Genomic DNA, 13,052 nt, shown 5'->3' on the forward strand with positions numbered 1-13,052 from the left:
CCTTCATTGTTTAGATAATAAAAATTTTATGTTTTACTTCTTGTTCTTGTGGAAGTTATAACTGAATCTATTTCCTCCCATTATCAATCGCTCTGTTAATTGCATCTTGTATCCTCGGTCTAATATTCATTCTACCTAAGTTTTCACTAACGGTAGGGTTGACACGATTAGATAAAAAGATATATACCAATCCCCTAGAGGGGTCTACCCAAACACCAATTCCTGTATAACCTGTATGCCCAAAAGTTTGAGAGGAAGCCAGTTCTGAGGGGTATTTTTTACTAGCATCTGGATCCCAACGGTCAAAACCTAAACCTCTTCTGCTCACATTGCTTTGTTTGGTGGTAAACATATCTACGGTTTGTGGTTTAAAATATTGTTCACCTCCGTAAGTTCCTTTGTTTAGCATTAATTGATAAAAAATAGCTAAATCGTTAGCACTACCAAACAAACCTGCGTGACCAGCGACCCCTCCTTTTAAAGCAGCGCCTTGGTCGTGAACATAACCTTCTAATAATGTTTTTCTAAAAACCTGGTCGTCTTCTGTAGGTACAATTTGCTCCTTTGAAAAACGATTTCTAGGTAAATAACCAGTGCTATGCATTCCTAATGGACTGTAAAAATTATCTCTTACATATTGCTCTTCAGGTTTCTGCGAAATGTGCTCTACAATATCTTGCATTACATACATGCTGATATCGCTATATACATAGCTGCCTCGAGTTTTAATTGGAGAGTTTAGCATTTTTGGCCACATGAAATCGCTAAAAAATCCTTTTTTGATATAGTATCTGTCTGCAACTTTTGTTGGGTAAGCGGCAGAAGAATCTCTGCTGTAATCTCCTTCTTTTACAAAATTATGAAAAGGGATGTATGGTATAAATCCTGCTTGATGCAACATTACCTCACGAACATTAATGTTGTTCATTGGTGTATTTCGAGCTTTTGGGATGTAATAACCTATGTTTGTGTCGAGCTTTAATTTTCCTTGTTCTACCAATCTCATTACCGTAGGTGTTGTAGCGGTAACTTTGGTAACAGATGCCAAATCGAATATATCGGTTACCTTATCTGGTATGGTATTATCATAAGTATGAGAGCCGAAAGCTTTATTATAAATTACTTTACCATCTTTTGCCACTAAAACCACAACACCAGGAGTAGCTTTGCCAGCAATTGCTTCTTTTGCAATTTTATCTACTTCCAGTAAACCTTCAGTATTAACGCCAGCATCTTCTGGGACTGTGTATTTTAAACGAGTTACAGCAGTTTTATAGCCAGAACCAACCGTATATTTCGCCGAATACCCTTTGCTTAAAGTTTGCTGGGCAGCAATCCCTCCAAAAATAATTTGCGGAACAACCATTGCAGCTTCTTCCGTATTTTGCGCACTCCAAACAATTGGAGCGTTTAAATTATCGAAAGAATTTAAAGCTTTTCCATTTCCAAAAACGGCTAATATGACTTGTTTGTGTTTAGCAACGTCTGTAATGAAATTTAAGGTTTTACCATCATTTGCCAATTGGTCTGTAATGGTAATGATGATAGTGGTGTAGTATTTTAAATCATCTGCTAAATCATTATAAGTTGATGAATCAGCATATTTTTTGGCACTTATAGATTTTACATCAGCATATTTATTTAGCAAACTGTCAAAAGAAACTTGATAGTCGAAACCTAAATTAATGGAAGTGAATTTTTTCTCAGCAAGCTTTGTAACTGGAATAAAACTATCTTGATTGTTTAATAGAACAGAGCTATTTGCTGCAACATTGATGTTTTTTAGTCGATTTTCATTTTGTTTGTGGTCCTGCGCACAAGCACTCATTGTAAAAATTACGGTTACACATAAGGCTATAATCCCTGTTAGTTTATTTTTGTTCATATACTTTTTCTCCATTTAGGTAGGTCTTTAATACTTTATTGTTCAGAATTTGTTGTCCAGTTGCTTTCATGATATCACTATCTAAAATCACAAAATCGGCAAATTTGCCAACTTCTAAACTTCCTTTTTCTTTTTCTTCAAAATTAGCTTTAGCAGCCCAAATGGTCATTCCTCTTAAAGCTTGCTCTGGAGTTAAAGCATTCTCCATTTGAAATCCATCTTTTGGAAATTCCTTAGAATCCTTTCTTGCCGTTGCAGCATAAAAAGTTAACATCGGGTTAATTTGCTCTACTGGAAAATCAGTTCCTAAAGGTATCCAACCATTTTGATCCATTAATTGTTTGTAGGCATACGCACCTTTTACCCTTTCATTACCTAGACGGTCTGCTGCCCAATACATATCAGAAGTTGCGTGAGTTGGTTGCACGGAAGGCACAACGCTAGATTTTCCGAATAACCCGAAATCACTTTGCGCAACAACTTGAGCGTGTTCTATTCTCCAACGTTTATCATTTTTCCCTTTTAAAACCTTGTCGTAAATATTTAAAATGCTGCGGTTAGCCGAATCGCCGATGGCATGGGTACACATTTGAAAATCGTGCGCATTAATTTTATCGGCTACTTCTTCAAAATGTTTAATATCGCTTAATAAAAAGCCAGATTTGTTAGACATATCGCTGTAAGGATGCAATAAGCAAGCGCCACGAGAACCTAATGCTCCATCTGCATAAACTTTAAAAGCCCTAACGTTTAGCCTGTCAGTTTTAATTGCACCCCTTTTAAATAAGTAATCGAAGTTTTTCTCGGCATCAGAAAGCATCACGTATAAACGCATTTTTAGGCTTTTATCGCTTTGCATTTTTTCAATAAATTCAACAGCTTCAAAGTCTAAACCGCAATCGTCTATAGTTGTTAATCCAACAGCAAAGCAGTTTTTTTGTGCGTCTAATAATATTTTCGTGGCTTTTTTCTCATCAGCACTAGGTACCTTGTTCGAAACCAATTCTACTGCATTGTCAATTAATAAACCAGTTAATTTGCCATCTTTTTCTACAATATCTCCGCCAGTTAATGTAAATGATTTAGTAATGCCAGCTGCGTTTAAAGCACTCTGATTTGCAATAGAAGCATGTCCATCTATTCTTTCTAATAAAACGGGTCTGTTTGGGAATAATTCATCTAGTTTTTCTTTAGATGGAAACTGTTTGTTGTCCCAATCATTTTGATCCCAGCCCCTGCCTGTTAACCAGCCGTCTGGATGCGTTTTTGCAAATTCTGTTATTCTTTTCAATACATCTTCCCAACTTGTTGTCCCTCTCAAATCTGCACTTTGCAAACTTTCGCCATAACCATAAAAGTGAGCGTGAGCATCTATAAAACCTGGATAAACTGCTTTTCCATTTGCGTCTACTTCATCTTTTGCTCCAAATTTTTCGCGAACATCAGCATTGCTTCCCACACTTAAAATTTTTCCGTCCTTAACTGCCATTGCCTCAGCAATATCAAATTGAGCGTTAACGGTATAAATTTTTGCATTATAAATAATTAAGTCTGCTTGTGGTTTACCACAACCAAAAAGAATAACAAGCAAGGCAAACAGGGGGAGAATTCGTTTCATATTTTAAAGATATAAATCAGTTTGCAGTTTTCGGGTAACAAAATTAACCACAGATAAAAAGGATGTACACAGATTTGTTGATTAATTTATTAAAATCTGTATTTATCTGTGTGCATCTGTGGTTAAAAATAATTATTGGGGGTGCAATTTGACAATTAAACAATCAATTTTTGTAACCTAAATTAGCCTTATTTTCGCTAAATTAGCACCCTTACAAAAAAGAATAAATGTCTGATATTATACAACTTTTACCCGATAGTGTTGCTAATCAAATTGCAGCTGGAGAGGTGGTGCAAAGACCTGCATCAGCGGTGAAAGAATTACTAGAGAATGCAATAGACGCTGGGGCGGATAAAATACAATTGATTGTCAAAGATGCTGGAAAAGCACTTATACAAGTAATAGATAACGGTTGTGGAATGACTATAACCGATGCAAGAATGTGTTTCGAACGTCACGCAACTTCTAAAGTTCGTAAAGCGGAAGATTTATTTACCATTCGTACAATGGGTTTTAGGGGTGAAGCAATGGCTTCAATTGCCGCTATTTCTCAAGTAGAAATGAAAACTAAACGCCATGAGGATGAGGTGGGTACATTGATAGAAATTGAAGGTGCAACTTTCATTAAACAAGAACCTGTTGGAACTCCCAACGGAACAAGTATCTGCATTAAAAATCTTTTTTATAATACACCTGCCAGGCGGAACTTTTTAAAAAGTAATCCTGCTGAGATGCGTCATATCATAGACGAATTTCAAAGAGTTGCATTAGCAAAGCCACACATCGCTTTTAGCTTGCACCATGATGGTTTAGAGGTTTATCGTTTGCCATCATCTGCAATGAAACAACGTATTGTTCATTTATTTGGTAATAATTATAACGAAAGATTAATTCCTGTAGAGGAAGAAACGACCATCATTAACCTAAAAGGATTTATTGGTAAACCAGAATTCGCTAAAAAAACGAGAGGCGAACAGTTCTTTTTTGTTAACGATAGGTTTATAAAAGATGCTTATTTAAATCACGCAGTTAATAAGGCCTATCAAGAATTATTGCCTGATGATAATTTTCCATTGTATGTTTTGTTCATAGATATCGATCCTGCAAAAATTGATGTAAATGTTCATCCTACTAAAACAGAAATTAAATATTTAGATGAAAAGTCTATTTATGCAATTATTCACTCAGCTGTTAAAAGGTCTTTAGGCAGATTTAATATCAGTCCTACCATCGATTTTAACCAGGAAACTGGTTTTAGCAATATGATTAGTCATAAAGCACCAGAAGATATTGTACCACCAAGCATTGCCTTTAATCCAGATTTTAATCCTTTTAGCTCAACAAAAGCCACAAATAAAGAAACCTCATTTTATAGAAATGAAAGTCGGGGTAGCGGTATGGAGCCGAGTAAAAATTGGGGTTCATTGTATGAGGTTACTAATCATCATGTGCCAGAGCAAGTTTCAATAGATTTAGGCGAATCAAAAGATGTACAATTTGAGCCTGTGCAAAAGCAATTTATGCAGATACATAATCGTTATATTATTTCTCAGATTAAATCTGGTGTAATGATTATTGATCAACAGGCCGCTCATGAAAGAATTTTATATGAAAGATTTTTATTGCATTTAGAGGATAGAAAAGGTGCGTCACAACAAAGCCTTTTCCCACAAACAGTAACACTTAGCCCGAACGACTATGAGTTGGCAAAAAGCTTGTTAGATGATATTAAAAGTTTAGGGTTTGAGGTAAGGGAATTTGGTAAAAATACATTGGTTATTGAAGGTATTCCTGTAGATTTAGGAAGTACAAATATTAACGAAACACAATTATTTGAACATTTAATAGAGGGTTTTAAAAACTCTCAACAAGAGTTAAAATTAGATAAACGAGATGCTTTGGCTAGGAGTATGGCAAAGAACAGTGCCATTAAAGGGGGAACAAGTTTGGGTCAGCAAGAAATGAACACCTTGATTGAAGAATTATTTGCTTGTAAAACACCTAATTTTAGCATCAGTGGAAGACCAGTTGTACAAACAATTCCACTAATAGAAATTGCTCAAAAATTTGATAAGTAATTTATGAATAATATAAATATACCACCAGTTGTAAAAAATTTACTCATTATAAATGTGATATTTTATGCTGCAACTTGGGTGTTTAAAGCGCAAGGAATTGATTTGGCAGATTTTTTAGGAGCGCATTATTTTGATTCTCCAAAATTCCAAGTTTGGCAACCAATTACGTATATGTTTATGCATTCTGATAAGGATATTATGCATATCATTTTTAACATGTTCGGATTATATATGTTTGGTAGCATTTTAGAAAATCATTATGGCGCAAAAAGATTCATTAACTTTTATTTAATAACAGGATTGGGGGCAATATTTTTGCAGTGGGTAGTACAGGCGGTTGAATTATATCAAATTACTGGTTCAATTGTCGATAATGGAAGAATGCAACTAGATTTACTCGCAAATGGTCAATATAACCCAGAAATATTTTCTAATGCACAAGCTTCTAACATTAGCTCTGTTTACTTCGGTACAATGGTAGGAGCTTCTGGAGCAGTTTTCGGTGTAATGACAGCATTTGCGGTTCTTTATCCCAATATGGAATTGATGCTTATGTTTATTCCATTCCCAGTTAAAGCGAAATATTTCATTCCTGGATATATTGTGCTAGAATTATATTTAGGAGTTAGTCGTATTGAAGGTGATACTGTGGCTCACTTTGCTCACCTTGGTGGAGCATTAATAGGCTATATTTTAGTTAAACTTTGGCGAAATAAAAATACCTACTACGATTACTATGACTAACAACATATGGAATGATTTAAAGCTTAAGTTTTTTAAGTCTGGCAATCCGGTTATGCTTTATATCGGTGTTAATGCTGCAATTTTTGTTGTTGTTTCCTTATTGTCTGTTATATTTTATTATTCAGGAAGAGAAGGATTTATAGATGCAGTAGTTAATGAATATTTAGGCTTCCCTTCAGCCTCAAGATTTTGGTTAAGTCGTTTTTATACAGTTTTAACTTACCAGTTTTTCCACGATGGCTTTTTTCATATCCTTTTCAATATGTTGTGGTTGTATTGGATGGGGCAGATATTCTTAGATTTTGTAAAACCTCGTCAATTTCACTTTGTGTATATTTGTGGAGGTATTTTAGGTGCAATCTTTTATGCGTTGATATTCAATATTGTTCCTGTATTTATAACTTCAGTAAGTATCCCTCTCATTGGTTCATCGGCAGCTGTAATGGCAGTTTTTACTGCAGCAGCAACGCTTGTCCCAAACTATAGCCTTCGTCTAATGTTTGTGGGTGAGGTAAAAATTAAATACCTTTTATTGGTTTATATCCTTTTAGATTTAATCGGTACTACTAAAATGAATGCAGGTGGAAGTTTATCTCATTTGGGAGGTGCATTATTTGGTTTTGTGTATGTTAAGCTATTACAAGGTGGAACAGATTTGAGTACAATCTTTAAGAAAAAACCAAAATTAAGAGTGGTTAAAAATGAATCGCCTAAGAAAGCTCAAGGTATGGTGAATCAAAAAGAAGTTGATGCGATTTTAGATAAAATATCTAAAACAGGCTATGATAAATTAACTAAAGAAGAAAAAGAGACCTTGTTTAAGGCAAGTAAGAATTAATGAAAAAAAGCAAAATAACTTTTTTCGATAAATTGATGATTTTTATAGCCATTATTGCGGCTATAGGACTAATCTGTGGCATTCTTGCTGGTAAAAGCGACCCACGTCAACATACCTATTTGGCCTTTGCTGGTTTAGCTTATCCATTTTTTTTAACTGCAAATGTTGCAATGTTGCTATGGTGGTTGCTGCGGAGAAAATGGCTTTTGACTTTTTTAACTATCGTAATTGTTTGCTCTGGTTGGCATACATTAATTGCCACTTTTGGCTTTTTCGGTAACTCAGGAAAAGATGAAAAAGCTGAAGAAGAATTACTGCGAATGATGACTTATAACGTTCATGCTTTTAAACCGTATGGTGATGAATTAAATGAGACAGTTAAGGAAAATATGTTTGATGTTATAGAAACTCAAAATCCTGATGTCATCTGCATTCAGGAATTCTATACTCAATATAAGGGACTTTATAATACCATTGACAGCTTAAAGGAAATATTAAATACCAAGTATTATTATTTTCAACCGACCATGAAAAGCCAGTCTGAAGCATTTGGCTTAGCTATTTTTTCAAAATATCCAATTAAAGATAAAGGGAAAATTGTATTTGCAGAAGGCGCTGGTAACGAATGTATTTATTTAGACTTGGAAGTAAAGGGTAAGCCATTGAGAGTCTATAATGTTCACTTACAATCTATCTCATTTGAAAAGGAAGATTACCAATATTTAGATAAGGTTAAAGAAATGGATACGGAAGTAGGACCATCAAAACGTATTGCCAGAATGTTGAAAAGAGCATTTGCAAAAAGAAGTATGCAAGTAGATTTGATGAAAGCCCATATGAGAACTTGTGAAATTCCATATATAGTTGCTGGTGATTTTAATGATACCCCAGCGTCCTACGCAGTTACTAAAATGACAGATTCTTTAAATAATGCCTTTGTTAAACAAGGTGGAGGATTTGGAAGAACTTATAATGGCAAATTTCCTAATTTTCAAATCGATTATATCGTTACCACAAAAGATATTGAGGTAACTAATTACCATATCATAGAAGCTAAACTGTCAGATCATTTTCCAGTGCGTAGCGATTTACGTCTTAAAAATAACGCTGCCAAATAGCCAATTGTATACATTAAACATCAATCTCTCAAAGGCATCCCTTTGGGACTTTTTATTTACATTTGCACAATGAAACAAAATCTACAATTATACAATACTATTTCACGAAAAAAAGAAGTTTTTGAGCCCTTGCATGCGCCTCACGTAGGTATGTATGTATGCGGCCCAACGGTTTACAGTGACGTACATTTGGGTAATTGTCGTACTTTTATTTCATTCGATTTAATCTTTAGGTATCTAAAATATAGTGGCTACAAAGTTCGCTATGTAAGAAATATTACTGATGCTGGCCATTTGGAGGGAGATAGGGATGAGGGTGATGATAAATTTGCAAAAAGAGCAAAATTGGAACAATTGGAACCAATGGAAATTGTTCAGAAATATACTTTAGGTTTTCGAGAAGTAATGGGAATGTTTAACACATTGCCCCCAAGTATTGAACCAACTGCAACTGGACATATCATTGAGCAAATTGAAATGATTAAAACCATTATAGCTAATGGTTATGCCTATGAAGTTGATGGCACAATTTATTTCGATGTAGAGAAATACAGCAAGCAATACAACTATACCATTTTAACCAATCGTAATCTCGAAGATATGTTGGCCAATACAAGAGAATTAGGTGGGCAAGATGATAAACACGGGAGGTTAGATTTTGCATTATGGATTAAGGCTAAGCCAGAAACTTTAATGCAATGGGTGTCTCCATGGGGAATGGGTTTTCCAGGTTGGCATATCGAATGTTCTGCCATGAGCGCTAAGTATTTGGGGCAGGAATTTGATATTCATGGAGGTGGAATGGATTTGGCCGCAACACATCACACCAATGAGATTGCTCAGTCTGAAGCTTGCAGTCATCATCAACCTGCAAAATATTGGATGCATACCAATATGTTAACGGTTAACGGAACACGTATGTCAAAATCTGCAGGTAATGGTTTTTTACCCGGGGAACTATTTACTGGTAATCATCCGCTGTTGCGAAAAGGATATAGCCCTATGACGGTTAAATTTTTTATGTTGCAAGCTCACTACCGTAGTACGTTAGATTTTTCTAATGATGCTTTAGATGCATCTGAAAAAGGATTTAGGAGGTTGATGAACGCCCTAAGTTTATTGCCTAAATTAGTGGCAAGTGAACAGGGTGAAGTAGAAATTGACCCGATTCGTGTCAATTGCGAAAATGCGATGAATGATGATTTCAATAGCCCTGTTGTTATTGCTGAGCTTTTTGAGGCTGCTCGTATTATCAACACTGTTTATGATGGCGCAACAAAAATTAATTCAACAGAGTTAGATAAATTAAAAAACTTGATGAATGATTTTGTAGTTGATGTATTCGGCTTAAAAGATGAAGATACAAGCAATGCAGAGCTAAACGATGTATTAGATATGGTTATTGCCCTGCGAAAAGAAGCCAAGGAAAATAAAGATTATGCTACTTCTGATCTAATCAGGGTTGGATTGCAAAATATTGGTATTCAATTAAAAGACAGTAAAGAAGGTACAACTTGGAGTAAATCTTAGCAGAATGAATAAAATTTTTATAATCCCTTTAATTGCGCTTTGCAGCTTTCTTGCTTGTACAAATGATAAAAAAACAACTGAAGAAACATCAGTCGTTAAATTATCATCGCCAGATTTTAATGCAGATAGTGCATTTGCTTACACAAAGGCTCAAGTAGATTTCGGGCCAAGAATTCCATCGACTGAAGCCCACACTAATTGTTTAAATTATTTGGTTAAGAAATTCAAATCGTTTGGAGGAGAGGTTTTTGTTCAACAAGGTGCAGCTAAGACGTACGATGGTAAAAATCATCAATTGAAAAATATCATTGTTGCTTTTAATCCAGAAAAGACACAACGAGTTTTAATTACTGCTCATTGGGATGCTCGTCCATTTTCTGATCAAGACCCTGATCCTAAAATGAAAAACAAACCTTTTGACGCAGCTAATGACGGAGCAAGTGGTGTTGCCATTATGTTAGAAATGGCTCGTCAAATTCAGCAAAAACAACCAAATGTGGGTGTAGACTTTATGCTTTGGGACATTGAAGACTACGGTAGTTCAGATGATGAATCTGCAGATGATACCACTTGGTGCATTGGTTCTCAATATTGGGCTAAAAATCCACTGGTAAAAGGATATAAGCCTTTGTATGGTATTAATTTAGATATGGTAGGTGGCAGTAATGCTCAATTTACACAGGATGAAATATCGAGAAAATATGCACCCGAAGTAGTGCAAAAAGTTTGGAGCATTGGAAATGAAATTGGTTACGCGGCCTATTTTGTTAATGAAATTTCAGGAAGTATAATTGACGACCATTACTGGGTAAATAAAGCTGGAATCCCATGTATTGATATTATTGACTATTCTGCAGATGGTATTTTTTATAAAAACTGGCATACCCAATTGGATAACTTAAATAATATTGACAGAAATACTTTAAAAGCTGTTGGACAAACCGTTCTAGAAGTTATCTTTAGAGAGAAACTGGCAGCTTAATGTTTAATTGTTAATTTCTTTTTAGCCGATATAATCTTTCAAATCATATATTCGCAACACCATTTTTATTTTAAACGATGAAGAAAATAATTTACTCCCTTTTAATAGCTTCTATTAGTGTAAATGCTTATGCACAAAAAGCAGATGGTACCACTAAATCATTGGTGAATGCAGAAAAAGCATTTGCAGAAGACGCAGCCAAAGATGGAGCCAATGCAGCCTTTACTAAGTATGCAGCAAATGATGCTTTAGTTTTTAGACCAAATCCTGTTAATGCTAAGAAATTTTATAGCACTGCTCCAGATATGAAAAACTTAAGCTGGGCACCTAATTATGCTCGAGTTTCGAGAAGTGGAGATTTAGGTTTTACAAGCGGAAGTTATGTTGTTGATGGTGAGAAAAAATCTTATGGACACTATCTTTCTGTATGGAGAGCTAATAATGGTAAGTGGGAGTTCATTTTAGATTTAGGTGCAGAAACCAATAAGCCATTAAAAAAAGCTACTCAGAATTATATTGAACCTAAAGACCATGCCTCGCCGAAATTTGCAAACGATAAAGAATTGAAGGCCAGTAAGGAAATTATTAATTCAACTGAAAAAACGCTTAATGCAACTTTAAAATCTTACGGACCAAGTGCCTTTGCTGGTTTTTTGAACAAGGATGCTCAATTGTTTTTCCCTGGAACGGAAGCGCTAATCGGTAAAGAAAACATTCAGGCATTTAACAATAGAATGATTGAAAAAATCAATTTAAAAACCACTTCATTTGATAAAGCATTAGGTGCTGATATTGGTTACACTTATGGTGTGGCAACAATTGATTACAAAACTGATTTACGTGAAACTTTTCACTATATTTATATCTGGGAACGCCAAACTGATGGAAACTGGAACATCATGTCTCAAATTTATACTTTGGCAGAACGCTAACCAAATACAACCAAATATAAACCTTAGGATTTCGGCATTGCCGAAATCCTTTTTTGTTTCTAAGCTCTTGTCATTCAGAGCGAACGAAGAATCACAAAAAATTGGCGTCATTATTGATACAAATCACCATGAAAAAACTACTACTTTTAAGCCTATCTCTTCTTTTGTTTTTATCCGCTATGGCACAAAAGAAATTCGATGTTCAAGGACATCGTGGTGCTCGAGGAATTATGCCAGAGAATACAATAGCTGGAATGATTAAAGCAATAGATTTAGGAGCCACTACTATAGAAATGGATATTGTAATTTCTAAAGATAAACAAGCTGTGGTGTCTCAAGAACCTTATTTTAATCACGAATTTAGTTTAACACCAGCTGGAAAACCAATTGCATTAAAAGACGAAAAAAAATACAATATCTTTAAAATGGACTATGCCGAGGTTAAGAAATTTGATGTTGGAAGTAAAGTTCATCCACGATTTTTAGGTCAGCAAAAATTTAAAGCTTATAAGCCTTTATTAGGAGAGTTAATAGACTCGGTAGAAGCTTACGTGAAATTGAATAAATTGGCAAAGCCTGATTATAACATCGAAACAAAACTGATCCGCAAAGGCGATGGAGAATTTCAGCCTAGTCCAGAAGAATATGTTGATATTATCATGGACATAGTCAAAAAAAAGAAACTGGAAAAACGTGTCATTATTCAATCTTTTGATATCAGGGCGCTGCAATACCTACATCAAAAATATCCTAAAATGAGAACTTCTTTAGGTATAGATGAAAAGGAAGATTTCGAAAACAACATAGCTGATTTAGGCTTTAAGCCGACAATTTATAGCCCATACTCTGTTTTAGTAGGTAAAAACCTAGTTGATAAATGCCATAAAGCTGGCGTTAAAATTATCCCGTGGACGGTAAATTCTGTAAAGGATATCGAATACATGATGAATCTTGGTGTTGATGGCATTATAACAGACTATCCAAATTTGATGGGGCAAATAAATAGGGGTAATTAGCTCGGGTTTTTACGCCAATGCCATTTTCTTTTTTCATCCATCACCTTATATTAATCGATAAATCGAGGCAGGCTGCAGCTGCCTAGTAGCTTTTTACCTATTCAATCGTGGTTCGTATGTTCTCTAGTAATTATTCGTAACACAGTCGAGACGTCGTCGCTACTGGTTAATGTCTGCGTCGTAACAGAATCGTAATCTTACAATAGTAAATGCAAAATATATACATTAGAAGTCCAAGTTTTTATTGAAATAGTTGGACACATATTGGACTCATACTGGACTCATATTGGACTCATTGCATTTCTGTTACG

10 protein-coding genes are annotated in these 13,052 nt (G+C 35.0%); 8 read left to right on the top strand and 2 right to left on the bottom strand.

All coding sequences use genetic code 11. From position 1 onward, the window contains the following. Window positions 1–67 precede the first annotated feature (67 nt). Window positions 68–1,885 (bottom strand): serine hydrolase domain-containing protein, encoded by a 1,818-nt coding sequence (locus EZ428_RS06270; protein WP_131552233.1) that lies wholly within the window; start codon window positions 1,883–1,885, stop codon window positions 68–70. Next, window positions 1,872–3,503, bottom strand: coding sequence for an amidohydrolase (locus tag EZ428_RS06275; protein WP_131552234.1), 1,632 nt, complete (start codon window positions 3,501–3,503; stop codon window positions 1,872–1,874). Before EZ428_RS06275 ends, EZ428_RS06270 begins: the two co-directional genes overlap by 14 nt. A gap of 227 nt (window positions 3,504–3,730) precedes the next feature. On the opposite strand from EZ428_RS06275, the gene mutL reads away from it, so the two are divergent. The 8 genes from mutL (at window position 3,731) to EZ428_RS06315 (ending at window position 12,741) form a co-directional block, all read left to right on the top strand. Then, a complete protein-coding gene (gene mutL / locus EZ428_RS06280; protein ID WP_131552235.1) occupies window positions 3,731–5,581 on the top strand; it encodes a DNA mismatch repair endonuclease MutL in 1,851 nt (616 codons plus the stop codon). Window positions 5,582–5,584: 3 nt separating this feature from the next. Then, a complete protein-coding gene (locus tag EZ428_RS06285; protein WP_131552236.1) occupies window positions 5,585–6,325 on the top strand; it encodes a rhomboid family intramembrane serine protease in 741 nt (246 codons plus the stop codon). After that, window positions 6,318–7,163: a rhomboid family intramembrane serine protease gene (locus EZ428_RS06290; RefSeq protein ID WP_131552237.1), complete on the top strand. Its 846-nt coding sequence runs from the start codon at window positions 6,318–6,320 to the stop codon at window positions 7,161–7,163. The genes EZ428_RS06285 and EZ428_RS06290 overlap by 8 nt, the downstream gene beginning before the upstream one ends. Continuing rightward, on the top strand, window positions 7,163–8,281 hold the full coding sequence (locus tag EZ428_RS06295) for an endonuclease/exonuclease/phosphatase family protein (protein ID WP_131552238.1): 1,119 nt from the start codon (window positions 7,163–7,165) through the stop codon (window positions 8,279–8,281). The genes EZ428_RS06290 and EZ428_RS06295 overlap by 1 nt, the downstream gene beginning before the upstream one ends. A gap of 69 nt (window positions 8,282–8,350) precedes the next feature. Further along, window positions 8,351–9,811, top strand: coding sequence for a cysteine--tRNA ligase (cysS, locus tag EZ428_RS06300; RefSeq protein WP_131552239.1), 1,461 nt, complete (start codon window positions 8,351–8,353; stop codon window positions 9,809–9,811). A 4-nt stretch (window positions 9,812–9,815) separates the two neighbouring features. Next, the gene (locus EZ428_RS06305; protein WP_131552240.1) at window positions 9,816–10,793 is read left to right on the top strand and encodes a M28 family peptidase; all 978 of its coding nucleotides are present in this window, start codon (window positions 9,816–9,818) and stop codon (window positions 10,791–10,793) included. A gap of 77 nt (window positions 10,794–10,870) precedes the next feature. Beyond that, window positions 10,871–11,725 carry a DUF4440 domain-containing protein gene (locus tag EZ428_RS06310; protein WP_131552241.1) on the top strand — a complete coding sequence of 285 codons (855 nt, stop codon included), beginning with the start codon at window positions 10,871–10,873 and terminating at the stop codon, window positions 11,723–11,725. A 128-nt stretch (window positions 11,726–11,853) separates the two neighbouring features. Further along, a complete protein-coding gene (locus tag EZ428_RS06315) occupies window positions 11,854–12,741 on the top strand; it encodes a glycerophosphodiester phosphodiesterase family protein (protein WP_131552242.1) in 888 nt (295 codons plus the stop codon). The last annotated feature ends 311 nt before the right edge of the window (window positions 12,742–13,052 follow it).

Source organism: Pedobacter frigiditerrae (assembly GCF_004331645.1).
Lineage (GTDB): Bacteria > Bacteroidota > Bacteroidia > Sphingobacteriales > Sphingobacteriaceae > Pedobacter > Pedobacter frigiditerrae.

What these genes read in the sequence shown, in the direction of transcription:
- EZ428_RS06270 (WP_131552233.1), bottom strand. Translation starts at nt 1,885, where the DNA reads ATGAACAAAAATAAACTAACAGGGATTATAGCCTTATGTGTAACCGTA.
- EZ428_RS06275 (WP_131552234.1), bottom strand. Translation starts at nt 3,503, where the DNA reads ATGAAACGAATTCTCCCCCTGTTTGCCTTGCTTGTTATTCTTTTTGGT.
- mutL (WP_131552235.1), top strand. Translation starts at nt 3,731, where the DNA reads ATGTCTGATATTATACAACTTTTACCCGATAGTGTTGCTAATCAAATT.
- EZ428_RS06285 (WP_131552236.1), top strand. Translation starts at nt 5,585, where the DNA reads ATGAATAATATAAATATACCACCAGTTGTAAAAAATTTACTCATTATA.
- EZ428_RS06290 (WP_131552237.1), top strand. Translation starts at nt 6,318, where the DNA reads ATGACTAACAACATATGGAATGATTTAAAGCTTAAGTTTTTTAAGTCT.
- EZ428_RS06295 (WP_131552238.1), top strand. Translation starts at nt 7,163, where the DNA reads ATGAAAAAAAGCAAAATAACTTTTTTCGATAAATTGATGATTTTTATA.
- cysS (WP_131552239.1), top strand. Translation starts at nt 8,351, where the DNA reads ATGAAACAAAATCTACAATTATACAATACTATTTCACGAAAAAAAGAA.
- EZ428_RS06305 (WP_131552240.1), top strand. Translation starts at nt 9,816, where the DNA reads ATGAATAAAATTTTTATAATCCCTTTAATTGCGCTTTGCAGCTTTCTT.
- EZ428_RS06310 (WP_131552241.1), top strand. Translation starts at nt 10,871, where the DNA reads ATGAAGAAAATAATTTACTCCCTTTTAATAGCTTCTATTAGTGTAAAT.
- EZ428_RS06315 (WP_131552242.1), top strand. Translation starts at nt 11,854, where the DNA reads ATGAAAAAACTACTACTTTTAAGCCTATCTCTTCTTTTGTTTTTATCC.